This is a genomic window from Sulfitobacter sp. THAF37, assembly GCF_009363555.1.
In the GTDB taxonomy this organism is placed as follows: Bacteria; Pseudomonadota; Alphaproteobacteria; order Rhodobacterales; family Rhodobacteraceae; genus Sulfitobacter.
Genome location: NZ_CP045372.1, coordinates 646,972 through 668,237, shown reverse-complemented (window position 1 = coordinate 668,237; position 21,266 = coordinate 646,972). Strand labels below are relative to the sequence as shown.

The 21,266-nt window shown below is 64.5% G+C and carries 26 protein-coding genes; 11 read left to right on the top strand and 15 right to left on the bottom strand.

The genetic code is table 11. The annotated features are described in order from the left end of the window. The first annotated feature begins 16 nt into the window (after positions 1-16). Positions 17-826 (top strand): division plane positioning ATPase MipZ, encoded by an 810-nt coding sequence (locus FIU94_RS03420; RefSeq protein WP_152464441.1) that lies wholly within the window; start codon positions 17-19, stop codon positions 824-826. On the opposite strand, the gene trmD is transcribed toward FIU94_RS03420, so the two are convergent. From trmD to FIU94_RS03370, 11 genes are all read right to left on the bottom strand, one after another. Continuing rightward, the gene (trmD, locus tag FIU94_RS03415; protein WP_152464440.1) at positions 823-1,608 is read right to left on the bottom strand and encodes a tRNA (guanosine(37)-N1)-methyltransferase TrmD; all 786 of its coding nucleotides are present in this window, start codon (positions 1,606-1,608) and stop codon (positions 823-825) included. The genes FIU94_RS03420 and trmD overlap by 4 nt on opposite strands. Then, a complete protein-coding gene (locus tag FIU94_RS03410; RefSeq protein ID WP_152464439.1) occupies positions 1,605-2,393 on the bottom strand; it encodes a hypothetical protein in 789 nt (262 codons plus the stop codon). Before FIU94_RS03410 ends, trmD begins: the two co-directional genes overlap by 4 nt. After that, a complete protein-coding gene (gene rimM / locus FIU94_RS03405) occupies positions 2,393-2,911 on the bottom strand; it encodes a ribosome maturation factor RimM (RefSeq protein ID WP_152464438.1) in 519 nt (172 codons plus the stop codon). Before rimM ends, FIU94_RS03410 begins: the two co-directional genes overlap by 1 nt. Continuing rightward, positions 2,908-3,057 (bottom strand): hypothetical protein, encoded by a 150-nt coding sequence (locus tag FIU94_RS20835; RefSeq protein WP_172975837.1) that lies wholly within the window; start codon positions 3,055-3,057, stop codon positions 2,908-2,910. The genes rimM and FIU94_RS20835 overlap by 4 nt, the downstream gene beginning before the upstream one ends. Then, a complete protein-coding gene (bluB, locus tag FIU94_RS03400) occupies positions 3,057-3,686 on the bottom strand; it encodes a 5,6-dimethylbenzimidazole synthase (protein WP_152464437.1) in 630 nt (209 codons plus the stop codon). Before bluB ends, FIU94_RS20835 begins: the two co-directional genes overlap by 1 nt. Before the next feature lie 15 nt (positions 3,687-3,701). Beyond that, positions 3,702-4,106 (bottom strand): 30S ribosomal protein S16, encoded by a 405-nt coding sequence (gene rpsP, locus FIU94_RS03395; RefSeq protein WP_152464436.1) that lies wholly within the window; start codon positions 4,104-4,106, stop codon positions 3,702-3,704. A gap of 50 nt (positions 4,107-4,156) precedes the next feature. After that, positions 4,157-4,453 carry a chorismate mutase gene (locus FIU94_RS03390; RefSeq protein ID WP_152464435.1) on the bottom strand — a complete coding sequence of 99 codons (297 nt, stop codon included), beginning with the start codon at positions 4,451-4,453 and terminating at the stop codon, positions 4,157-4,159. Positions 4,454-4,532: 79 nt separating this feature from the next. Then, positions 4,533-5,045 (bottom strand): GNAT family N-acetyltransferase, encoded by a 513-nt coding sequence (locus FIU94_RS03385; RefSeq protein WP_152464434.1) that lies wholly within the window; start codon positions 5,043-5,045, stop codon positions 4,533-4,535. Positions 5,046-5,050: 5 nt separating this feature from the next. After that, the gene (gene ffh / locus FIU94_RS03380; RefSeq protein WP_152464433.1) at positions 5,051-6,565 is read right to left on the bottom strand and encodes a signal recognition particle protein; all 1,515 of its coding nucleotides are present in this window, start codon (positions 6,563-6,565) and stop codon (positions 5,051-5,053) included. Between the two features lie 188 nt (positions 6,566-6,753). After that, complete coding sequence (locus FIU94_RS03375; RefSeq protein WP_152464432.1) at positions 6,754-8,541, bottom strand: SLC13 family permease; 1,788 nt, start codon at positions 8,539-8,541, stop codon at positions 6,754-6,756. Between the two features lie 163 nt (positions 8,542-8,704). Continuing rightward, positions 8,705-9,283, bottom strand: coding sequence for an FMN-dependent NADH-azoreductase (locus tag FIU94_RS03370; protein WP_152464431.1), 579 nt, complete (start codon positions 9,281-9,283; stop codon positions 8,705-8,707). 119 nt (positions 9,284-9,402) lie between these two features. On the opposite strand from FIU94_RS03370, the gene FIU94_RS03365 reads away from it, so the two are divergent. Together FIU94_RS03365 and FIU94_RS03360 are read left to right on the top strand one after the other, a co-directional pair. After that, a complete protein-coding gene (locus FIU94_RS03365; RefSeq protein WP_152464430.1) occupies positions 9,403-10,281 on the top strand; it encodes a LysR family transcriptional regulator in 879 nt (292 codons plus the stop codon). Then, a complete protein-coding gene (locus FIU94_RS03360; protein ID WP_254702605.1) occupies positions 10,278-11,171 on the top strand; it encodes a DMT family transporter in 894 nt (297 codons plus the stop codon). Before FIU94_RS03365 ends, FIU94_RS03360 begins: the two co-directional genes overlap by 4 nt. Positions 11,172-11,418: 247 nt before the next feature. Here the strand turns inward: FIU94_RS03360 and FIU94_RS03355 are convergent, their stop codons facing one another. Both FIU94_RS03355 and FIU94_RS03350 read right to left on the bottom strand, forming a co-directional pair. After that, on the bottom strand, positions 11,419-11,760 hold the full coding sequence (locus tag FIU94_RS03355; protein WP_152464429.1) for a metalloregulator ArsR/SmtB family transcription factor: 342 nt from the start codon (positions 11,758-11,760) through the stop codon (positions 11,419-11,421). A 40-nt stretch (positions 11,761-11,800) separates the two neighbouring features. Then, complete coding sequence (locus FIU94_RS03350; protein WP_152464428.1) at positions 11,801-12,031, bottom strand: hypothetical protein; 231 nt, start codon at positions 12,029-12,031, stop codon at positions 11,801-11,803. A 104-nt stretch (positions 12,032-12,135) separates the two neighbouring features. On the opposite strand from FIU94_RS03350, the gene FIU94_RS03345 reads away from it, so the two are divergent. The 6 genes from FIU94_RS03345 (at position 12,136) to FIU94_RS03320 (ending at position 15,826) form a co-directional block, all read left to right on the top strand. Next, a complete protein-coding gene (locus FIU94_RS03345) occupies positions 12,136-13,047 on the top strand; it encodes a LysR substrate-binding domain-containing protein (protein WP_152464427.1) in 912 nt (303 codons plus the stop codon). Positions 13,048-13,220: 173 nt separating this feature from the next. Then, positions 13,221-13,571: an AtpZ/AtpI family protein gene (locus FIU94_RS03340; RefSeq protein ID WP_152464426.1), complete on the top strand. Its 351-nt coding sequence runs from the start codon at positions 13,221-13,223 to the stop codon at positions 13,569-13,571. 1 nt (position 13,572) lies between these two features. Beyond that, positions 13,573-14,331, top strand: coding sequence for a F0F1 ATP synthase subunit A (locus FIU94_RS03335; protein WP_152464425.1), 759 nt, complete (start codon positions 13,573-13,575; stop codon positions 14,329-14,331). 69 nt (positions 14,332-14,400) lie between these two features. After that, positions 14,401-14,625: a F0F1 ATP synthase subunit C gene (locus FIU94_RS03330; RefSeq protein ID WP_011567586.1), complete on the top strand. Its 225-nt coding sequence runs from the start codon at positions 14,401-14,403 to the stop codon at positions 14,623-14,625. A gap of 85 nt (positions 14,626-14,710) precedes the next feature. Beyond that, positions 14,711-15,262 (top strand): F0F1 ATP synthase subunit B', encoded by a 552-nt coding sequence (locus FIU94_RS03325; protein ID WP_152464424.1) that lies wholly within the window; start codon positions 14,711-14,713, stop codon positions 15,260-15,262. Between the two features lie 3 nt (positions 15,263-15,265). After that, entirely contained in the window at positions 15,266-15,826 is a 561-nt protein-coding gene (locus tag FIU94_RS03320) for a F0F1 ATP synthase subunit B (RefSeq protein WP_152464423.1), read from the top strand. Between the two features lie 67 nt (positions 15,827-15,893). On the opposite strand, the gene FIU94_RS03315 is transcribed toward FIU94_RS03320, so the two are convergent. After that, positions 15,894-16,661, bottom strand: coding sequence for an FCD domain-containing protein (locus FIU94_RS03315; protein ID WP_152464422.1), 768 nt, complete (start codon positions 16,659-16,661; stop codon positions 15,894-15,896). Positions 16,662-16,786: 125 nt separating this feature from the next. Here FIU94_RS03315 and FIU94_RS03310 point away from each other — a divergent pair, with 125 nt between their 5' ends. Then, on the top strand, positions 16,787-17,191 hold the full coding sequence (locus tag FIU94_RS03310; RefSeq protein ID WP_254702604.1) for a hypothetical protein: 405 nt from the start codon (positions 16,787-16,789) through the stop codon (positions 17,189-17,191). 117 nt (positions 17,192-17,308) lie between these two features. After that, the gene (gene smc / locus FIU94_RS03305; protein ID WP_152464421.1) at positions 17,309-20,764 is read left to right on the top strand and encodes a chromosome segregation protein SMC; all 3,456 of its coding nucleotides are present in this window, start codon (positions 17,309-17,311) and stop codon (positions 20,762-20,764) included. 84 nt (positions 20,765-20,848) lie between these two features. On the opposite strand, the gene FIU94_RS03300 is transcribed toward smc, so the two are convergent. Further along, positions 20,849-21,253: a rhodanese-like domain-containing protein gene (locus FIU94_RS03300; protein ID WP_152464420.1), complete on the bottom strand. Its 405-nt coding sequence runs from the start codon at positions 21,251-21,253 to the stop codon at positions 20,849-20,851. Positions 21,254-21,266 lie beyond the last annotated feature (13 nt).

The following is a 21,266-nucleotide window of genomic DNA, read 5'->3' as shown; positions in this document are numbered from 1 at the left end:
GCAGAAGGGCAGCAGAATGGCGCATATTATTGTCGTCGGTAACGAAAAAGGCGGCGCAGGCAAATCCACCGTATCGATGCATGTGGCCACCGCGCTGGTGCGCATGGGCCACAAGGTCAGCGGTCTGGACCTGGACCTGCGGCAACGCACCTTCGGACGCTATGTGGAAAACCGGCGCGGCTTCCTCGCGCAGGCCGACCTGGACCTTCCCAGCCCGACATTGCACGAATTGCCCGAGATCGAGGCAGGCGCGCTGCGACCGGGAGAAAACGTCTATGACCACCGTCTCAGTGCGGCCGTCGCCGCGATGGAGCCGGACAGCGATTTCATCCTGATCGACTGTCCCGGTTCGCACACTCGGCTCAGCCAGGTGGCCCATTCGCTTGCCGACACGTTGATTACGCCGCTTAACGACAGTTTCATCGACTTTGACCTGCTGGCCCACACCGACGCCAGTGGGGACAAGATCACCGGCCCCTCCGTCTATTCCGAAATGGTCTGGAACGCGCGACAATTGCGGGCGCAGGCGGGGCTTGCCCCGATCGACTGGGTCGTGGTGCGCAACCGCCTGGGGGCACAGCGCATGGTCAACAAGGAAAAGATGGAACGCGCCGTCGCCAACCTGGCCAAGCGCATCGGCTTTCGCGTGGCGCCTGGCTTTAACGAGCGTGTGATCTTTCGCGAGTTGTTTCCGCGTGGCCTGACCCTGCTGGATCTCAAGGATATCGGCGTGAAGCAGCTCAATATCTCAAACGTCGCCGCGCGGCAGGAATTGCGTGATCTGATCAAGGCGCTGAAGCTGCCGGGCGTCAACGCGGACTTCTAAGCCTTCCTGTACCGCGACCAGAGGTCCGGGCGCCGGGTCTCGGTGATCCGTTCGGACTGGGCCTGTCGCCATTTGGCGATCTCGCCATGATTGCCCGACATCAACACAGGCGGGATGTCTTTTCCTTCCCAGGTGGCCGGGCGGGTGTACTGCGGATGTTCCAGCAGCCCATTGGAATGGCTCTCCTCCACCGCGCTTTCGGCGTTTCCCAGCACGCCGGGCAGCAGGCGCACGGTGGCGTCGATCATCGCCTGCGCGGCCAGCTCGCCCCCGGTCATCACGAAATCGCCCAGCGAGACTTCGGTGACGCCATAATGTTCCAGGACCCGTTCATCGACCCCCTCGAACCGGCCGCACAGCATGGTGACGCCCGCGCAGGCCGCAAGATCCCGCGCCATGGTCTGGCTGAAGGGCGTGCCGCGCGGTGACATGTAGAGGATCGGCCAACGCCCCCGCGCGTGCGACTGCGCCGCTTCGATCGCGGGGCCGACCACATCGGCGCGCATCACCATGCCCGCTCCGCCGCCGGCCGGGGTGTCGTCCACGTTGCGGTGCCTGCCAATGCCATGGGCGCGCAGGTCGTGCGTGTGCAGCTGCCACAGCCCTTCCTTCAGGGCCCGACCGCTGAGGCTGGCCCCCAGCACGCCGGGGAACAGTTCGGGGAACAATGTGATGACCCGCGCCTGCCAGACATCGGTGTAGTCCGGCGCATCCCGCATCAGGGCGTGCGGTTGCAGGGTGGGACGGACGGATTGCCGTCCGTGGGACCGGGGCGGTTTCATCGCGCTTGTGCCTCTTTCAGGATCTCGGCTTTGGCCGCGTTGCGTGCGTCCGCGCCCTCGTGGGTGCGGTTGGCCTCAAGCATGGCGCGCAGGACATCGGCGTTCAGCCTGGTGTTAGCGGGCGGCACCGGGGTCAGGGCCGCACGCAGGGACGGCGGCAGGTCGCACAGGTCGAGCAGCGGATCGGCAGGCCCCAGCGGCAGGGTGGTACAAGCCTCAAGCGCGCGATGATGCACCGGCACGGGCACCCGGCTGGCGACCTCCCCGACCATGCCCTCAAGGTCGGCGGCCCCTTGGTATCGCGCCGCGAAGTCCTCGAACTCCAGTGTCATGTTCGACGCCTTGACGTGCTCCGCCCAGGCAGACTCCAGCCAGGGACCCGGCGCGCGCGTGGACAGATAGATCAGGATGTCGGCCTCGGGAAAGCGGGCGCGGGCGATTTCCCAGAAGGCATAGAGCAGGACGGGCGCGGCCGAGTAGTCCGACAGCTCATCCCGACCGGGCAGGTGGCCCGCCAGTTCCTCGGCAGAGATGACCAATGTTCGGCGGGGCATGCCGGGAAGCTCGTCCATCAGTCGGGTGAACCTGTCCTGCACCTTGATCAGGGTCAACGGGTCGCGCCAGGTGGAATAGCCACGCGTGGCGGCGACCAGATCCTTCATATGCCAGCGCAGGCGCAACGCCACATGTTTCTTCAGCGCCACGCGGTTCTCGCGCAGGACGGCCTGTATGGAGCTTGTACCGGTCTTGTGAAAGCCCGCGTGCAGGATGATGCGACGCGGCATCAGTTGTCCGGGTCTGGCAGGGTGCCTTCGGGCGGGTCGGCCACGATGCGACCGGCGGCCAGGTCCACCGTAGGCACCGCCCGCTTGGTGAAGGGCAGGAAGGTTGTGGCCGACGTGCCCGCCAGCTGAAGCTCCAGCAGGTCGTCGGCGCCGTGGTTCTGCACCGTTTTCACCCGGCCAAGCATCACGCCGCCGGTATCGTAGACCTGAAGCCCGATCAAATCGGCATGGTAGAACTCATCGTCCGGCAAGCCGGGCAGTTGCGCCCGTTCGGCATACAGGCGGGTACCGCGAAGGGCGTCTGCGTCCTCTTTCGTGGCGACTTCGGGGATGCGCGCGGCAAAGCCGTTCTTGATCGGACGCAGGATCGCGAGGGCGAATTTGCGGCTGCCGTCCTCGGACCACAGGGGGGTGTAGGTTTCGATATCCTCGGGGACCGCGCAATAGCTCTTTACCCGCAGTTCGCCGCGTACGCCGTAGGCTCCGGCAATGGCACCGACACAGATGAGATCGGTCATTGCAGCAGATCCGAATTGACGCAGATCGTGCCGGTCCAGCCCCCGTCGCCGGCGGCACATTCCTTGCGCATCAACCAGCGGTCATATCCGACCCCCAGGGCGAAGCCGACGGCGAGAGTGATTAAGATGACGATCAGGCGAAACATCAGCGTTCCTCAATATGCAGTGCCGTAGCGCGGGTTTCCCAGCCCTTTGTTTCCAGTTCCGGCGTCAGGCTGTCTTCTTCGGGCCAACCGAGGCAAAGGTAAGCCACCAACGTCCAGTCTGCCGGTACCTCAAGATCGTTGCTGAGGCGGACGGGGTCAAGGATCGAGACCCAGCCGATACCCAACCCGAGACTGCGGGCGGTCAGCCACATCATGGTGATCGCGCTCACCACCGAATAGCGGCGCATTTCCGGCATGCTGGCCGCGCCCAGCCCCGCGCCTTTCGGCGTCGCGTCGTCACAGAAGATCGCCAGATGTTCCGGCGCGTCCTCCATTCCCGAAAGCTTCAGCGAGGCATAGAGCGCCGCCTTGTCTCCGGCGTAGCCACGCAGGGCTTCGGCGTTTGCAGTCTTGAAGTTGTCGACGGCACGAGCCCGCGCGGAGTCCGAGACCACCCGGCAGATGCGCCAGGGTTCGCTGAGCCCGACGGAGGGCGCGAGGTTGAACGTATCGAGGCAGCGTTGCAGCAGCGCCGCTTCGATCGGCGTCCGGCGAAAGCGGCGCACGTCGCGCCGCCAACGCATCAGGTCGGCAAGCCCGGCACGGAAATCGTCTGAAAACTGGTCCATGCCGGGTGCTGTGCCTTATTCTTCCGCGGCTGCTTCTTCTGCCGGGGCTTCCTCGGCGGGGGCGTTGGCCGCTTCCGCGGCGGCAGCGGCCTTGTCGGCCTTCTCCTGCGCGCGGTCCTGGGCCTTCTTGCCCGGTGTGCCTTTGTTCGGGTTGTTACGCTCGGTCTTGGGCAGGGCGCCCGCTGCTTCCAGCATGCGCTTTACGCGGTCAGTCGGCTGCGCGCCTTTGGAGATCCATTCCTGAACCTTCTCGACGTTCATCTTGACGCGGTCCTCGCTGTCCTTGGGCAGCAGCGGGTTGTAGGTGCCCAGCTTCTCGATGAAGCGGCCGTCGCGCGGCATGCGGCTGTCGGCGGCGACGATGGAATAGTGCGGGCGTTTCTTGGAGCCGCCGCGGGCGAGACGAATTTTCATGGCCATGGTGTATTTCCTTTTGATGTCAGAGAGGTGGTGCGCAATGAATGCGCACCCTACGATTGGTGGGTTTTGTGGTGCCGAATGACTTCGGCGATGATGAAGTTCAGGAACTTCTTGGCGAATTCGGGATCTAGGTCGGCCTCTTTCGCCAAATCTTCGAGCCGTCCGATCTGAGCCGCTTCGCGGGCCGGGTCGGACGGGGGAAGGTCGTGTTCGGCTTTGAGTTTCCCCACAGCCTGCGTGTGTTTGAACCGCTCGCCCAAGGTATAGACGAGGATCGCGTCCAGCCGGTCGATGCTGGCACGGTGGCCTTTCAGCAGCTCGGCGGCGCGGGTGGTGTCGTCGGTCATCGGGCGCTCCTTTTTGGTGTAATGGACTGCGCCAATCGCGCGCTCATCGCGGCTACGGGTTGCGGGGCAAAGGAGGCAATCATGCGGCCACCTTCGGGTGGCGGTAGACGTGCATCGCCTCTCCCATGAGCATGCCTTCCCGCTCGAACACCGCGCCGAGGCGGGTGGCGAGGGCGATGGAGCGGGTGTTTTCGGGGGCAGGGTAGCTCACGATGCGGTCCAGCCCGAGGTGCTGCGCGGCGTGGGCGCGGGCGGCCTGCGTCGCCTCGAATGCGATGCCGTGCCCCTCGGCGGCTTCGGTGACATACCATGCCAGTTCCGGTTCATCCCAGTCAGGGCCGTTCAGGATGCCTGTCGCGCCGAGGAATGCGTCGCTATCCCGATCGGCGATGTACCACATGCCGAAGCCGCAGAGCGCCCAATTCCCGAAAACCGCCATCATGCCCCGGCGCGCGTCGTAAGCCTCCCGCGGCCCGCCGACGAAGTGGCTGCGCGCGGACGCGAAAAACGCGGTCAACGCGGGCAGATCGTCGAGCTTCGGCGCGCGGAGACGCAGGCGCTCCGTCTCGATCATCGGGATATGATCGGCCATTGCGCTCACTTCTTCTTACCGAAACCGGACAGGCCCGACGGCAGGCCCATGCCGCCGCCGCCAAAGGGATTCTGGCCACCCATACCGCCGGGCAGTTTGCCGCCCATCGCTTTCGCAGCGGCTTCCAGTTGCTTGGGGTCCATCTGGCTGGGGTCCATGCCGGCGCCGCCCTTGCCCATCATGCCCTTCATGGCCTGTTTCAGCATGCCGCCTTTACCCATCTTGCCCATCTTCTTCATCATGTCGGACATCTGGCGGTGCATCTTCATCAGCTTGTTGAGGTCGCTGACCTCAAGGCCGGCGCCCCTGGCGATGCGTTTCTTGCGGCTGGCCTGCAGCAGGGCCGGGTTGGCGCGTTCCTTCTTGGTCATGGACTGGATGAGGGCGATCTGCTGCTTGAGAATGCTGTCGTCCAGGCCCGCGCTCTCGGCCTGTTTGGCCATCTTGCCCATGCCGGGCATCATGCCCATCATGCCCTGCATGCCGCCCATCTTGATCATCTGTTCCAGCTGCATCCTGAGGTCGTTCATGTTGAACTGACCCTTGGCCATGCGCTTCATCATTTTCTCGGCCTGTTCGGCCTCGATCGTTTCCTGCGCCTTTTCCACCAGCGCGACGATGTCGCCCATGCCGAGGATACGGCCCGCGATACGCTCCGGTTCGAAGGTTTCGAGCGCGTCCATCTTTTCGCCCAGGCCGACGAACTTGATCGGTTTGCCGGTGACGGCACGCATCGACAGCGCGGCGCCGCCGCGGCCGTCGCCGTCCATCCGGGTCAGCACCACGCCGGTGATGCCGATGCGATCGTCGAAGTTCTGGGCGGTGTGCACCGCGTCCTGACCGGTCAGGCCATCGACCACCAGCAGCGTCTCGCGTGGGTTGGCGACATCGCGCACCGCTTCGACCTGTTGCATCAGCTCTTCGTCGATGGACAGGCGTCCGGCGGTGTCGAGCATGTAGACGTCGTAGCCGCCCAGACCCGCCTGCGTCCTGGCGCGTTTGGCGATGGCAACCGGGTCTTCGCCCTTGACGATCGGCAGTGTGTCTACCCCGATCTGGGTGCCGAGGATCGCCAGCTGTTCCATAGCCGCAGGGCGGTTCACGTCAAGCGAGGCCATCAGCACCTTCTTGCCGTCGCGATCCTTGAGCCGTTTCGCCAGCTTCGCGGTGGTCGTGGTCTTGCCGCCGCCCTGCAGGCCGACCATCAGGATCGGCGCGGGCGGGTTGTCGACCTTCAGCGCGCCGGGCTCGCCTTCACCCCTGAGGGTGTCGATCAGCGCGTCATGCACGATCTTGACGACTTGTTGACCGGGGGTGACGGATCTGGTCACGGCCTGTCCGGTGGCCTGATCCTGAACCGCCTTCACGAAGTCGCGGGCCACCGGCAGCGACACGTCGGCCTCCAGCAGGGCAACGCGGACCTCGCGCAGGGCCGTCTTCACATCTTCGTCGGACAGGGCGCCCTGTTTCGTCAGTCGGTCAAAGACGCCGGAAAGGCGTTCGCTGAGGTTTTCGAACATGGGCAGAGCCCCCTATCGTCGGTTGCGGACACCCCAGATGTAGGGAGCCGGCGCTGAATACACAAATGCCCCCACGGGCGTAACACGCTGGTGGGGGGCGATCCCTGCACGCCGCAGGGACCGGAAGGCTGGGCTTCCGGGAACTTCGCGGGATTTAGCTGCCGGGCCGGGCGGTGTCAAGCGCAGGCTCAGCCCAGCGGGAAGAACACGGCGATAGCCAATACCGCTGCCGCGCCGACGACCAGGTTCATCGGCACACCGATCAACAGGAAGTCGCGGAATTGGTAATTGCCCGCCCCGTAGACCAGCGTGTTGGTCTGGTATCCGATGGGCGTGGCGAAACTGGCCGAGGCGCCGAACATCACCGCCACCACAAGCGCGCGCGGATCGACGCCCAGTTGCCCCGCGATGCTGATCGCGATGGGGGTCAGGATCACGGCGACAGCGTTGTTGGTGACAAGCTCCGTCAGGACCGAAGCGGTCAGGTAGATTGCCGCAAGCAGAAGCGCCGGGGGCAGGCGTTCCAGCAGGGGGGTCAGGGCGTTCACGATGGTTTCGACCGCGCCGCTGTTTTCCAGCCCGGTTCCGATGACCAGCATGGCGAAGATCAGGATCAGGATGCTCGCGTCGATCGAGCCCCATGCCTCGTCGTTGTCAATGCACCGCAGCAGCAGGATCAGCGCCACTGCGAGGATCGACAGCAGGGTGATGCTGGCGAGACCGACGGCGGCAAGGGCCACGACACCCAGCAGTGCCGCGATGGCGACGGGCGCCTGTCGGCGGCGGTAGGCGCGGCCCGATGGCCGCGATACGGAAACGATGGTGCCGCCGCGCGCCAGCGCATCCAGCCCCTCGGCGGTACCCTGCAGCAGCAGCCGGTCGGCCGGGCGCAGCTTGACCGACCACAGGTCGGGGCCGGGAATGTGGCGGTGGCGGTTCGCCCCCAGGATACGCACGCCGTAATCCGCGCCCAGGCCGGTCTCGCCCAGCATCGCCCGGCCTTCGGCAAGCCCCGGCGGCACGATGGCTTCGGCAACCAGGTGGTTCTCGTCCTCGCGCGGGCGGCCCGGGCGGCGCAGCCCCACCCGCAGACCCGGCATGTCGTGCAGGGTCAGCAGCTCCGACGTGGGGAGCGACAGGATCAGCGTATCGCCCTTGGCCAGCACCGCGTCGGGCAGTTTGTTGCGCTGGATGTTGCCACCCCGGCGCAAACCGGTGATCCGTATCGCGGCGCGATTGAACTCGGGCGTGTCGTCCAGTTTCTGGCCGATCAGGGGTGAGTCGGGCAGGATTGCAACCTCGGTCAGGAACGTGGTTTCGGTCAGCATCGAAGTTGCACCCCGGTCCGGACGGTTGGGCAGCAGGAACCGTCCGGCGATCAGCATGAAGGCCAGGCCGGTCAGCGCGGCCACGATCCCGACGGGGGCGATCTCGAAGATACCAAAGGCCTCGACCCCGTTCTGTCGCGCCACGCCATCGACCAGCAGGTTGGTGGAGGTGCCGATCATGGTGCACGTGCCGCCGAGGATGGAAACGTAGGACAGCGGGATCAGCAGCCGCGTGGATACGATCCCGACCGCATGACTGAGCCGCAGCACCAGCGGGATCAGGATCAGCACGATGGGGGTGTTGTTGACAAAGGCGGAAGCCGTCAGCGCGGCAAAGAAGAAGGCCGTCAGAGCCAGCACTGGCCGGGTTTTCGCACGTTCAACGATAAAGCCCGCAATGGCATCCAGCACGCCGGTCCGGACCAGCGCGCCCGAGACGACGAACATCGCGGCAATGGTGATCGGGGCAGGGTTGGAGAAGACGGCCAGCACATCATCCGGGCTGACAAGACCCAGAACGATAAACGCCGCCGCGCCTACAACGGCGATTGTGTCGGGGGGATAGCGTTCCAGGACAAATGCGACAAAGACGCAGGCCAGCAGGCCGAGCGCGATGAGATCCTCGGACCCCGCGAACCATTCACCCATGAAAAACCCCTTTGCGCCAGCTGGCGGGACCATTCGCAAAACGCCACTTGTCGCCGTGAAGTTCCGCAGGGGCGGGGAGATATGAACAGTGCCGGCGCCGGGCCCGCGAAAGAGACGTGGGCCCGGCGCGATCTGTTGAATGCCCTCTTGGGGCAGCGTGGTATCAGGCCGCGATCTTTTCGATCTGATCGTTTGCGCGGGCCACGGTTCCCTCGGCGTCCTTTGCCAGCGCATCGGCGGCAATGACGGTGACATCGTCCATGCCCATGAAGCCCAGCACGAACTTCAGATAGCCGCTGACGAAATCTGCGGAGGACCCGGCCGGTGTCCCGCCGGACGCCATGGCGATGATGACGCGTTTGCCTTTGACCAGGCCTTCGGGGCCAGTCTCGGTGTAGCGGAAGGTGACGCCGACGCGGGCCACCAGGTCGATCCATGCCTTGAGCGATGCGGGCACGCCGAAGTTGTAGACCGGTGCGCCGATCACGATGGTGTCGGCGGCCAGCAGCTCGGCCACCAGCTTGTCGGATTCCTTCAGTGCTTCGACCTGCTCGGGCGCGCGATCGGCTTCGGGGGTCGTGCGGGCAACGGCCCAGGTGTGCGTGATCTGCGGCAGCGGTTCCAGGGCAAGGTCGCGCGTGACGATATCGGTATCGCCCAGCTGGGCAACGATGCGATCCGTCAAGGTGCGGGTGATCGAGTCTGTCGTATTCGCGGAAGAGTCGATGCGGAGTATGGACATGGTTTGTTTTCCTGTGTTGGGTGTTCTTGCAGCCAAAATCAGCACTTGCATTTACAAACACAACTGGCAGAAATTGCACCGACGTTGTTCAAATTTGCACAGGCGTATGTGGGGGACGGATGGACAACTGGGACGAAATCAGAACGGCCTATCATGTGGCGCGGCTGGGGACGGTCAGTGGCGCGGCAGAAGTCCTGGGCGTGCATCATGCCACGGTGATCCGGCATATCGACGCGCTTGAGGGGCGGCTTGGGGTCAAGCTGTTCCAGCGTCACGCACGCGGTTATACGGCGACCGAGGCGGGGACGGACCTGTTGCGCGTGGCGCAGGCCACCGAGGATCAGTTCAACCAGCTTGTCGGACGGATCAAGGGGCAGGGTGCGGATGTGTCCGGGGATCTTGTCGTCACCTCGTTGGCCAGTCTGTCCCATAGCATTGCGCCGATGCTGGTCGCGTTCCAACGGCTGTATCCAGGGGTCAAGGTGCGTTACCTGACCGGCGACCGCCTGTTCCGCCTGGAATACGGTGAGGCGCATGTCGCCATCCGCGCGGGGACGGTGCCGGACCAACCCGACAACGTGGTGCAGTCGCTCGCCTCCAGCCGCATCGGAGCCTACGCCAGCCGCGCCTATGTCGATGAATACGGCCTGCCCGAGGGGCCGCAGGACTACGCCGATCACCGCTTTATCGGGCCGGACAATCAGAACAGCCGCGCGCCTTTCTACGTCTGGCTGCGCGAAAACGTCCCGGAAGAGGCGATCACCTTTCGCTGCACCGACTCGCATGCGGCGGATGCCGCCCTGTTGTCTGGCGCCGGGATCGGATTCATGGACGCGGTAGAGGCCGCCCGCCACCCCGGTCTGGTCGAAGTCCACCCCCCGCGCGACGAATGGGCGGGGCCGCTCTGGCTCGTCACGCACGTGGACCTGCACCGTACCTCGAAAGTTCAGGCGCTGGTGGCTTTCATCAAGAAGCATGTGAGTGAGGAGTGGTGTTGAGCCCCGGCGCTCAGGGGCACCTTGCGATGCTGGCTTTCTCTGCCCTGGTCGCCGGGTCATTTTCGCTGGGTGCGCTGGTGGCAAACGACATTGCGCCCTCGGCCTTCAACGCGGTGCGCTTCTGCCTCGCGGCCGTGGTGGTCGGGGCGCTGGCATGGCAACGCGGGTCGCTATCGCGTGCCAGTTTTGCCGCGCCCTGGCGTTACGGCCTGCTGGGCGGGTTCTTTGCCATCTACTTTGTCCTGATGTTCGAGGGATTGAAAACCGCGCCGCCGGTCAGCGCCGCGGCGGTATTCACGTTGGTCCCCGTTATGGCCGCCGTCATCGCCTGGTTCATGCTGCGTCAGGTTCTGACGCCGCGCATGGCGCTGGCGTTGGTCATCGGGGGCATCGGGGCGCTTTGGGTGATCTTCCGCGCCGATCTGGGGGCGCTGATGGCATTCGACGTGGGCCGGGGCGAAGCGATCTATTTCGTCGGCTGTGTCAGTCACGCGATCTACACGCCTCTAGTGCGCCGCCTGAACCGGGGCGAGGGGCCGGTCACATTCACCTTCGGCACGCTGCTGGCAGGTGCGGTGTTGCTGGTGGTCTACGCGTGGCCCGCGCTCACGGCGACCGACTGGGCCGGGCTGCCGCTGTTGGTGTGGGTGACGCTGGCCTATGTCACCTTATGCGCCACGGCGATCACGGTGGTTCTGCTGTCGTTCGCCACCCTTCGGCTGCCGTCCGCCAAGGTCATGGCCTACACCTATCTGACGCCGACATGGGTGATCGCGTGGGAGATTATCCTAGGCAACGGCGTTCCGCCGCTGCTGGTCTTGGTGGGTGTCGGGCTGACAATCCTTGCGTTGCTGCTTCTGCTGCGGGACGACAACGCACAGAATATGTGAGTTGCACGGAACCAACCCGCACGATCACGAGTTTGTCATTCAATCTGAATAAGAAGGAGCGTCAAAGTGCGCAGCATTATCTATCTCATCGGCCTCGTGGTCGTCGTACTTGCCATCCTGAGTCTGCTGGGCCTGGTCTGAGGAGTACGGGATGCGTAACATCATCTACATCATCGGCCTTGTTGTTGTCGTACTTGTCGTCATCCAGTTGGCCTTCTGAATTTCGCTGAAACAGGCGGGTGAGCAGTCACCCGCCTTTTTCGTCCCGGTCCGGCAGCTCCAGCGCAAGAAACCGTTCAAACGCGTCCAGATGCACCGGTTCGAACTGCCCGAACCCCTGCATCCAGATGGACGCCGCCTTCATCGCTTCCGGTTCCAGCTTGCACCATTTGACCCTTCCCCTCTTTTCCTGAGAGATCAGCCCCGCTGCGGTCAGCACGTTCAGGTGCTTGGAGATCGCGGCCAGCGACATCTCGAACGGGTCCGCAACGTCGGTCACGGCCATGTCGTCCTCAAGCAGCATGGCCAGAATGGCCCGGCGGGTCGGATCGGCAAGGGCAGCAAAAACCTGATCGAGTGTGGGTGTCATCACGTCTAGATAGCTGAGCGTAATGCGCAGGGGAAGCGGTTCAGAGCATGGGGTGGCGCGGGCGGCTGGCCTGTCCTGGGCCGTCCGGTCGTTCCGGGTGCGGGGGTTCTACCCCTGCGTCCCGCGCCAGATGCGCGTTCAGATCGCGCACATGTGGATGGTGCCTGCGCCGCCACAAGGCCGCGATGGACAGCACGCAGGCTGTGACTGTTCTGAAAACTGCACGCATGGATTTGGCCTGTGTCGGGGCGGAGATGCTGATATCGCTCATGGCGGTCGCTTTCGTAGTATGTTCCAACCTGATATGGCGGTGAAGCTCGCCCAAGACAAAACCAATTGCTTGACGTGAGATGTGCGAAAAATGCACAAGTGAGCATGAGCCGAACACTGCCCCCGCTGAATGCCCTGCGCGCCTTTGAGGCTGCGGGGCGTCACCAAAGCTTTACCCGCGCGGCGGAAGAGCTGCGGGTCAGCCATTCGTCCATCAGTCGTCATGTCCGGGGGCTGGAGGACCGGCTGGGCGTGCAATTGTTCCGCGATCTGTCGCGGGGTCTTGTGTTGACCGATGACGGTGCTGCCTATCTGGCGCAGGTTTCGCCCGCGCTCGATGCTATCGGCATTGCCACCGAAGGGCTGGCCGAGACGCCGGAGGGAACGATCACCGTCAATTCGGAACCCCTGTTCGCGACAAAGTTCCTCATACATCATCTGGCAGCTTTCACCGGCGGGCACCCGGAGGTGAATGTGCGGCTGGAGGCGTCGCGCCACCTGGCGGATGTGGCGCGCTATGAGGCTGATCTTGCCATCCGTTTCGTGCCGCCCGGCGCGCGCTATCCGAATTCAGAGCTGCTGACCAATGCGATGTTGCACCCCTTTGCCACGCCGGGGCTGCTGCGCGCTGCCAAACCCTCTCCGCGTGACCTGCTGAGCTATCCGCTGCTTCGGGACCGATCGGAGGGCAGCTGGGACACGTGGTTCGCATTGGCGGGCGGGGTCGCCCCGGCGGACGTCCCGGCGTTTACCTGGCGCATGAGTTCCGTTCTGAGCGTCGAGGCGGCAATTGCCGGTCAGGGCGTCTTGCTGGTGTCCGAAGAGGTGGTCGCGGGCGAGGTGGCGGCAGGGCGGCTGGTGCGGGTTTCCGACATCGGGATTCGCGAAGGGGGGTATCATCTGGTGCGTGGTCATGGGGTCCTGCGCCGCAAGGCCGTGCGCGTTTTCCGTGACTGGCTGTTTGCGCAGACCGCCCCCTGGCGGACACCGGAGGAGGATGATCAACCAAAAGGTTGAATATGATAAATCCCATGGTTTCCGCGTGCTGGTACCGGCGTGGTGTCGCGCGGCGCGCTCATTAATCATGTAACGCATTGTAAATTATGCATTTATCTCCTCTCCGAAGTCAGTTGACTCTAACAGCCCTGCCCAGTAGCTAACAGCCCAAGTCATCCTACGGGGTATGCGGCATGAGCGATCCGGAGCAGCAGAGGCGGCTAGAGCAGCTCGAAACACGGATCAGCGCCGTCAAGGGGCGCAATGCGCCGAAGCCCATCCAGGATGAAAGCCACACCCAGGCGCAGCTTGCCTGGCGTATGGTGATCGAACTCGTGGCCGGTCTCGGGATCGGTTTCGGCATCGGATACGGATTGGATGTGCTGTTTGGCACGCTGCCGATCTTCATGGTGCTATTTACATTTCTGGGCCTTGCCGCCGGGGTAAAGACGATGCTCCGCTCCGCGCAGGAATTCCAGGCGAAACAGGTGGTCGAACCGACCGTGGACGCGTCCGGCAAGGACGACAGGAACGAAGGAGCCTGAGATGGCGACAGAAGCGCATGGTGCAGAAGAAGGCGGCCTGGTCTTTCACCCGATGGACCAGTTCATCGTCGAGCCGCTTTTTGGCGACGGGGCGGTAGCTTGGTACACTGTGACCAATGCGACGCTCTGGATGTTCCTGGCGGTTCTGGCAACCTTCGCCCTGCTTGTGCTCGGCAGCTCCAAGCGGGCCATCGTGCCCTCGCGGATGCAGTCGGTGGCCGAACTGGCCTACGGGTTTGTGTACAAGATGGTCGAGGATATCTGCGGCAAGGAAGGGGTCAAGTTCTTCCCCTACATCATGACGCTGTTCATGTTCATCGTCTGCGCCAACTTTCTCGGGCTGATCCCCACGGCTTTCACGCCCACCTCGCATTTCGCGGTCACGGTGCTGCTGGCGATGGCGGTGTTCCTGACCGTTACGATCCTGGGCTTCGTCAAGAACGGCGCGGGGTTCCTCAGCCTGTTCTGGGTCGCTTCGGCGCCGCTGGCGCTGCGTCCGATCCTGGCGATCATCGAACTGATCTCGTACTTCGTGCGCCCGGTCAGCCACTCCATTCGTCTGGCGGGCAACGTGATGGCGGGTCACGCGGTGATCAAGGTGTTTGCAGGCTTTGCTGCGATTACCCTGATCAGCCCCGTCTCCGTGGTCGCAATCACCGCGATGTACGGTCTTGAGGTCCTGGTGTCCTTCATCCAAGCCTATGTCTTTACCATTCTGACGTGCGTCTACCTGAAGGACGCGCTGCACCCGCATCACTAACCCCGCGGGACCAAGACAACGGCGGGGTTGCCCGCCACCACTCAACTTCCAATCGTAAGGAGAATTCACATGGAAGGCGAACTCGCACACATCGGCGCAGGTCTGGCAGCAATCGGTTCCGGCGCAGCCGCGATCGGGGTTGGCAACGTGGCCGGCAACTACCTGGCAGGCGCCCTGCGCAATCCCTCCGCCGCTGCATCTCAGACAGCGACCCTCTTCATCGGCATCGCATTCGCGGAAGCTCTGGGCATCTTTGCCTTCCTCGTCGCGCTGCTGCTGATGTTCGCCGTTTAACTTCCGGGTTACGACATCCTTACGACCGGGCGGATGTCGCTGACGTCCGCCCAAGCGTAAAGACAAAGTTTCCAAGGAGGCCCTGATGGCAACTGAACCAATCGACGTCGAACTTGCCGGCACCTGCGTAGGGCCGAACGGCTCTGCCATCGGCATGCCGCAGCTTTGTTTCGACTGGTGGGGCAACCAGATCTTCTGGCTGATCCTGGCGCTGATCGCGACATATCTGATCCTGTCCCGCGTGGCGTTGCCGCGCATCGGGGCCGTGCTTGCCGAACGGCAGGGCACCATAACCAACGACATCGCCGCGGCCGAAGACCTCAAGGCCAAAGCCGTCAAGGCGGAAGAGGCTTACAACAAGGCGCTGGTGGATGCCCGCGCCGAGGCGCAGCGCATCATCGCCGAAGCCAAGGCCGACATGCAGGCCGACCTGAATGCCGCGATGGCCAAGGCGGACGAGGAAATCGCCGCGAAAACCGCCGAGTCGGAAAAGGCGATTGCCGAGATCCGTGCAGGCGCGATGGAGAACGTCGAAGCCGTCGCCAAGGACACCACGAAGGAAATCGTGGCGGCCATGGGAGGCAATGCGGACGCGAAAACTGTCGATGCCGCCGTCGCAGCCCGGATGAAAGGATAACCCATGCGTTTGATCCTGACCGCAACCGCAACCGCTCTGGCCGCGTCACCGGCATTCGCCGCGGGGGATGTCTTCTTCTCGCTGACGAATACCGACTTTGTCGTGCTGCTTGCGTTCTTGCTGTTCCTTGCCGTGCTGGTGTACTTCAAGGTCCCCGGCATGCTGGGCAAGATGCTGGACAAGCGCGCCTCCGACATCCGGACTGAACTGGATGAGGCCCGCGCCCTGCGTGAAGAGGCACAGACCTTGCTTGCCAGCTATGAGCGCAAGCAGAAGGAAGTGCAGGAACAGGCCGACCGGATCGTCGCCACCGCCAAGGAAGAAGCCCAGCGGTCCGCCGAACAGGCGCGCGAGGAACTTTCGCGGTCGGTCGAGCGTCGTCTGGCCGCGGCCGAAGACCAGATCGCCTCTGCCGAGGCTGCCGCGATCAAGGATGTCCGGGACAAGGCCGTGGCTGTTGCGATTGCCGCCGCGCGGGAAGTCATTGCCAAGCAGATGACCGCCGCGGAAGGCAACAAGCTGATCGACGACGCAATCTCGCAGGTCGATACCAAGCTGCACTGATCCCGATCGGTTCCCACGTTCAAGCCCCGGCAGCGCCGGGGCTTTTTCGTTTCGGATAACCCGGTTGCTAACCTTGGGTTTCGTGCTGTAGGCGTTGGCGGGCGATTTCCTCGTTCCGGTCCGCCTTTTTCTGGTTGGTCAGCGCCACTTCGACATAGTCCAGGTGCGTTCGAACTGCGCCCCGTGCAGCCGCTGCGTCCCGCGCCTGCAACGCGTCGTTGATGGCGCGGTGCTGATCCAGCAGCGCCGCCCGTGTCGTGCGCTGCCGGAACATAACTTGGCGATTGTAGAACACGCCGCCGCGCAGCAATTCGTACATCGACCGCATCATGTGCAGCATCACCACATTGTGGCTGGCCTCGATGATCGCCAGGTGAAACTGCGCATCCAGCTGCGCCTCTTCCTCACCGCTGCGTTTACCGTGAGCGGCCTCCATCTTGTCGAAGACCGCCTGCACCACCGCCAGATCGGTGTCCGAGCCGTAGGTCGCAGCCCGTTCCGCTGCCAGCCCTTCCATGTCGCGCCGAAACGAAAGATAGTCAAAGACCGCCTCGTCGTGGCGGGCGAACAGCTCCACCAGCGCGGGGGCAAAGGCGCTGCCAAGCACGTCGGCCACATAGACCCCCGCCCCGGCTTTGGCCGTCAGCAGACCTGCCTCCTGCAGAAGACCGATGGCGTCGCGCAGCGACGGGCGGGAGACGTTCAGCCGTTCTGCCAGTTCCCGCTCGGGGGGGAGCCGTTCGCCGGGACGCAGGATGCCGCGCAGAATCAGCTTTTCAATCTGGCCGATCACCGCCTGCGACAGTTTTTCGGGTGTGACGGGTTGGAAAGGCATTTCTATTCCCTGAAACTGGTCAGATTATATGACCAGGCCAGCAGGCCCGCAATGCCCGACCTGGGATTTGCGGCGGCGAAAGCGGTATAAAGGATTTCTTAACCCCTCTCGCATCCAATCCAGGTATGAAGCCTTTTCTTGTCCTGTTCGCTGCGGTCGCGCTTGTGGGCTGCAACAGTCCCTCGCCGGAGTTCAGCGGGGCAGCGCCCACGCGGGTTACTGTTGAGGGCTCCACCTTCGACGTCCGGCTGCGGGATGGCCGGGCCGAGGCGATCCGCGTCAACATGCAATACGCCCCGCGGTTCGGCCCGATCCGCGCGCAGGCGGGGGCGGCGATGGCGATGGTCAGCGGTTGTCGGGTGGTAGAGGTCACAGGCGACCAGGCACAGGCCTTTGGCAGGCTCGACTGTGGCGATGGTGCGCCGCCGAAACGGCGCAGGGCGCCGCGCATCGACTGTATCCCGATTCCCGGCAGCAAGATCGCGACTGGCGGCGAGGTTTCGGTGCAGTTGGACTGTGCCGTCCTCTGAAGTCGCAATATCTTGTGGATAAATTGGCTGCGTCACCTCGGTATGGTAGGCAGCGGTTGACAGGGGCCTGCCCGCGACCGCATTTTCGGTAAACCGGAATCATCGGGGCCGTTGCAGGTGCGCTTTTCGAAACTCAGGCTGACGGGCTTCAAGAGCTTTGTCGATCCGACCGATCTGATCATTGCCGATGGTCTGACCGGTGTTGTGGGTCCGAATGGCTGTGGCAAGTCGAACCTGCTGGAGGCGCTGCGCTGGGTCATGGGGGAAAATCGCCCCACCGCCATGCGCGGTGGCGGGATGGAGGATGTGATCTTTGCCGGGGCCGCGACCCGGCCAGCCCGCAACTTTGCAGAAGTCGCGCTGCACATCGACAATTCAGAACGGCTGGCACCCGCCGGTTTCAACGACCATGACGCGCTGGATATCGTCCGGCGGATCACCCGTGATGTGGGCAGCGCCTACAAGGCAGGGGGCAAGGATGTGCGCGCGCGGGACGTACAGATGCTGTTTGCCGATGCCTCGACCGGGGCGCACAGTCCGGCGCTGGTTCGGCAGGGCCAGATCAGCGAGTTGATCAATGCCAAGCCGAAGAACCGGCGCCGCATCCTCGAAGAGGCGGCGGGCATCTCCGGCCTCTATCAGCGGCGGCACGAGGCGGAGCTGAAGCTGAACAGCGCCGAAGCGAACCTGGCGCGGGTGGATGACGTGATCGAACAGCTCGCCAGCCAGCTGGCGCAGCTCGCGCGGCAGGCCCGGCAGGCGGCGCGCTATCGCGAGATCGGGGATCATCTGCGCCGGACCGAGGGGATGCTGCTGTACCGGCGCTGGCGTGAGGCGGATGATGCCCGCGCCAAGGCGGACGAGGATCTGCGCACGCGGGTTGCGGCCACGGCGCAGGCGCAGAACCTGGTACAGCAGGCGATCAAGGCGCGCAGCGCAGCCGAGGAGGCGCTGCCGCCTCTGCGTGAGGAAGAAGCAATCGCCGCAGCCGTGCTGCAACGTCTGGTGGTTCAGCGCGATACCCTGGCAGATCAGGAGGCCCGCGCACATACAGCGATCGAGACGCTGACCAACCGCATCACGCAGCTGACCCGCGACATCGAACGCGAGGGCGGATTGAACCGGGACGCGGGTGAGACCATCGAACGGCTGGAATGGGAACAGCGCGAGCTGGCCAAGGCAAGCGAAGGGCATGAGGCCGCGCTGGAGACCGCCGCGGAAGCTGCGCGCGACGCCGCGACCGTGCTGCAGGCCCGCGAGGGCGACCTGACCCAGCTGACCGAGGACGTGGCGCGGCTGGCCGCGCGGCACAGTTCGGCGGAACGGTTGCTCGAAGACAGCCGCAAGACGCAGGCCAAGTCCGAGGCCGAGGCGCTGAAGGCGCAGCAAGCGGTGGAGCAGAGCCGCGCGGCATTGGCCAAGGCGGCGACGGATCATGAAGCGGCCCAGTTGGCAGAGACCGAGGCGGTCGCAGCAGCCAGCGCCGCCGACGAGGCGCTGAATGCGGCTGAGGAGGCCCGCGCCGAGACCCAGGGCCGCGAGGCCGATGCGCGGGCGGAACGCTCCGAGGCCGAAGGCGAGATGAACGCGCTGCGCGCCGAGACCGCCGCGCTGGCGAAACTGGTAGAGCGGGACACGGCAGAGGGGGGGCAGATCCTCGACCGGTTGCAGGTGGAGCATGGTTTTGAAAAGGCGCTTGGGGCGGCCTTGGCAGATGATCTGCGCGCCCCCGAGGTGGAAAGCGATGGCCCCTCGGGCTGGGCAATTCTGCCTGCATATGATTCCGACCAACCGTTACCTGCCGGAGTGACACCGCTGACGCAGCATGTGTCGGTGCCCGATGTGCTTGTCCGTCGCATGGGCCAGATCGGCCTGGTGGACCCGGACGATGGCCCGCGCCTTCAGGCGGCGTTGTTGCCGGGCCAGCGCCTGGTGTCGCCAGAGGGCGATTTGTGGCGCTGGGACGGCTATAGGGCCTGGGCCGAGGACGCGCCGTCTGCCGCGGCATTGCGGTTGCAGCAGCTGAACCGGCTCGAAGTGCTCAAGCAATCGCTGGAACAGGCCAACCAGCGGGCCGAAGGCGCGCGTGCGGCGCATGAGACGCTGACCCGCCTGATGGTCGAACAGACCGAAGCCGACAAGCGGGCCCGCGAGGCGCGCCGTCAGGCCGACCGTATGGTTGCCGATGCGGGTCGGGCGCTGAGCCGGTCGGAGGCGGACCGCAACCTGGCGGAGGGGCGGCTGGAGAGCCTTGGCCTTGCCGTAAAGCGCCACGAGGAAGAGGCGATGGCCGCGCGTGCCAGCGTCACCGAAGCGGAACGGGCGCTGGCCGAACTGGGCGACCTGTCCCAGGCGCGAGCTGGCGTAGAGGACATTCGCATGACGGTCGAGGCCGCGCGGATCACCATGATGTCGCGCCGGTCCGCCCATGATGAGCTGCGCCGGGAGGGCGAGGCACGGCTGAAGCGTTCGCAGGACGTGGTCAAGGAACTCAGCGGGTGGAAACATCGGCTGGAGACAGCCGAAAAACGGACAGCGGAACTGGTGGAGCGCAAGAGCGCCTCGGAGGTTGAGCTGAAGCAGGCCAGCGCCGCGCCCGCCGAACTGGCGGCAGAACGCGAAAAGCTGAGTGCCGAGATCGCGCGGGCAGAGGCACGCCGGACCGATGCCGCTGAAGCGTTGTCCCAGGCGGATGCCACGCTGCGCGCCGCAGCCGTGGCCGAACGCGAGGCGGAGCGCGACGCCTCGGAAGCGCGCGAGGCGCGGGCGCGATCCGAAGCGCGGGCCGAAGCAGCGCGGGAAAGCGTCGCAACCGCTGCCGAGCGGATCGCGGAAGACAGCCAGCTGACGCCGAACCAGTTGCTGACCCGGCTGGATGTGAACCCCGACCAGATGCCCGGTGCGGACACGCTCGAAGCGGATGTGAACCGTCTGAAACGCCAGCGCGACGCGCTGGGTGCGGTGAACCTTCGGGCAGAAGAAGACGCCAGGGAGGTGCAGGAAGAACACGACACGCTGATCGCCGAGAAAAGCGATCTTGAAGAGGCGATCAAGACCCTGCGCTCAGGTATCGCAAGTCTGAACCGCGAGGGGCGGGAGCGCCTTCTGACCGCGTTCGAGCAGGTGAATTCAAACTTTGCCATGCTGTTCAGCCACCTGTTCGGCGGGGGCGATGCAAATCTGGTGATGGTCGAATCCGACGACCCGCTGGAAGCGGGGCTGGAAATCATGTGCCAGCCTCCCGGCAAGAAGCTGAGCACGCTGAGCCTGCTGTCGGGCGGCGAACAGACGCTGACCGCGATGGCGTTGATCTTTGCCGTGTTCCTGGCCAATCCCGCGCCCATCTGCGTGCTCGACGAGGTGGACGCGCCGCTCGACGACGCCAACGTGACCCGGTTCTGCGATCTGCTGGACGAGATGTGCCGCCAGACCGATACGCGGTTCCTGATCATCACGCACCACGCGGTGACGATGTCGCGGATGGATCGGCTGTTCGGTGTGACCATGGCCGAACAGGGTGTCAGTCAGCTTGTATCTGTCGATCTGAAAAAGGCAGAGGCGCTGGTCGCCTGACCGCGCGCCGTCGCCGTTCGCCCCGCGGGGGGCAACATGGGTCTGCGGGGAAAACTCCGCGGCCCTGACGCGCCCCGGACCCGGTTATTTGGCGGTCTTGTCGCCCTTGTGCTCCACCGGGCCTCCGGCCTTTTCCCAGCCGCCAAAGCCATCACGCAGATGCGCGGCATCGAACCCCATATCCTGCAGCGTGGCGACCGAAATGGCCGAGCGCCACCCAGAGGCGCAGTGGAACACGAACTTCTTGTCCTGGGCAAAGACGTCCTTGAAATAAGGGCTGTTCGGATCGACCCAGAATTCGAGCATGCCGCGGGGGCAATGAAACGCGCCGGGAATGAAGCCCGTTCGCTCGCGTTCGCGCGGGTCGCGCAGATCGACGAACTGGACCCCGGGATCGTCCAGCATGGCGATACCGGCTGCGCTGTCGATCTCCTCGATCCTGTCGCGGGCCTCGGCGACCATTTGGGCCGATGTTTTTCTGAGCGGCATTCCGTTTCTCCTT